The organism is Pandoraea sp. E26 (assembly GCF_000681415.1).
Classification (GTDB): domain Bacteria; phylum Pseudomonadota; class Gammaproteobacteria; order Burkholderiales; family Burkholderiaceae; genus Pandoraea; species Pandoraea pnomenusa.
The window spans coordinates 1-2,126 of sequence record NZ_AYXJ01000066.1 but is presented as its reverse complement, the minus strand read 5'-3'; the positions used below and the strand labels follow the sequence as shown (position 1 = coordinate 2,126).

General features: G+C 66.2%; 2 protein-coding genes. Both read right to left on the bottom strand.

Going from position 1 to position 2,126, the window contains the following annotated elements; genetic code table 11:
- Positions 1–209: hypothetical protein (locus W930_RS30955; RefSeq protein ID WP_235195585.1), on the bottom strand; the 209-nt coding region annotated here is incomplete at its 3' end.
- A gap of 179 nt (positions 210–388) precedes the next feature.
- A partial coding sequence (locus W930_RS0125020; RefSeq protein WP_028731410.1) for a hydantoinase B/oxoprolinase family protein occupies positions 389–2,126 on the bottom strand: 1,738 nt, incomplete at its 5' end.

The following is a 2,126-nucleotide window of genomic DNA, read 5'->3' as shown; positions in this document are numbered from 1 at the left end:
AGGACGAAAACGAGGACGAAGATGAAGACGAGGAAGCCCCGGAAGACGCGGGGTCGGAAGACAGCGACGATGCGGCAGGAGCCGGCAGGGACTTCGCGCCGGCGGCAACGGCAGGCGGGGAATCGGAGCGCGGCGGGATGCGCGATCCGGCATGGGAGTGCTGCGACGATGCGGACATTGAGGAAACCTCCGTGCGTAACTGTCGTCATTCACGACAGCGGCATCGTACGGAGGTCCCTCACGGGCGCCTTTGCAAAGCCCGTCAATCCTTCCGGGAACCGGCCACGCTTCATCCGTTTCCCATAGCTCCCGGAATTTCCGGCGTCGGCGAGACCGCGCGCATCGCGTTGCACGATGCGCACCGTCTACCGCGCTTGCGCCGGCGCGCTCACGCCGCGCCGAAGCCGCCGCCGCCCGGCGTTTCGACGACGAAGATATCGCCAGGCCGCATCTGCGTACGCCCGATATGTGCCAACGGCTCGCGCGTCCCGTCTACGCGTTCGACGTAGTTCGCACCCAGCGCCCCCACCGCGCCGCCCTGGGCACCGAACGGCGCATGCACGCGGTTGTTCGAGAGGATCGACGCCGTCATCGGTGTGAGGAACCGGATGCGGCGTACGGCGCCGTTGCCGCCGTGCCAGCGGCCCTTGCCGCCCGACCCCACGCGAATCCTGTGGCTCTCCAGACGCACGGGATAGCGCCACTCCAGCACCTCCGGGTCCGTCAGTCGCGAATTCGTCATGTGGGTCTGCACGGCGTCGGCGCCGTGGAAGCCGTCACCGGCCCCGCTTCCGCCCGCGATGGTTTCGTAATACTGGTATGTCTCGTTGCCGAACGTGAAGTTGTTCATCGTTCCCTGACTCGACGCAACCCGTCCCAGCGCACCGTAAAGTGCGTTGGTGATGGCCGATGACGTTTCCACGTTGCCCGACACCACCGCCGCCGGATAAACGGGATTGAGCATGGACCCCTGCGGCACGATCACCGTCAGTGGCTTCAGGCAACCGGCGTTCAGGGGAATGTCGTCATCGACCAGCGTGCGGAAGACGTACAGCACGGCGGCCATGCAAACGGCGCGCGGCGCGTTGAAGTTGTTCGGCAACTGTGCCGAGGTGCCCGTGAAGTCGATCGTCGCGCTCTGCGTTGCCCGATCCACGCGAATCGCCACGTGGATCTCGGCGCCGTTGTCGAGCGCATATCGATATTGCCCGTCGGAGAGCGCGCCGATCACGCGTCGCACGGCGGCCTCCGCGTTGTCCTGCACGTGTCCCATGTAGGCCAGCACGACGTCGCGTCCGAACTCGCCCACCATGCGGCGCAGCTCGTCCACGCCCTTCTGGTTGGCCGCCACCTGTGCGCGCAGGTCCGCCATGTTCTGATCGATGTTGCGTGCCGGGTAGCGGGCGCCGGCGAGCAGTGCGCGCGTCTCGCGGTCGCGCAGTTCACCGGCGGCGACCAGTTGCCAGTTGTCGATCAGCACGCCCTCTTCCTCGACGTGCGTCGAATCGGGCGGCATCGACCCCGGGGTGATGCCGCCGATGTCGGCGTGATGCCCCCGCGAGCCCACGTAGAACAGCGGCTCGGCCGCGCCCTGTGCGTCGTCGTTCACGAACACGGGCGTAATCACGGTGACGTCCGGCAGGTGCGTGCCGCCGTGATACGGATCGTTGAGCATGAAGACGTCGCCGTCGCGCATTTTGCCGCGATTGCCTTCGATGACCGTCTTGATACTCTCGCCCATCGATCCAAGATGCACCGGCATGTGCGGTGCATTGGCAATGAGGTTGCCGTGTCGGTCGAAAAGCGCGCACGAGAAGTCCAGGCGTTCCTTGATGTTGACCGAATACGCCGTGTTCTGCAGACGCAGCCCCATCTGCTCGGCGATCGACATGAACAGGTTGTTGAAGATTTCGAGGCGCACCGGATCCGCCTGCGTGCCAAGCCCCCGTTGCGATGCGCGTGGCACCACGCGCGTGAGTACGAGGTTGCCCTGCGAGGTCATCTGCGCCTGCCAGCCGGGCTCAACCACGGTCGTGCCGCTCTTCTCCGCCACGATGGCGGGGCCGTCGACGATATCGCCCGCCAGGAGCGTGTCGCGGGAGAACAGCGCCGCCTCGCGCCACTCG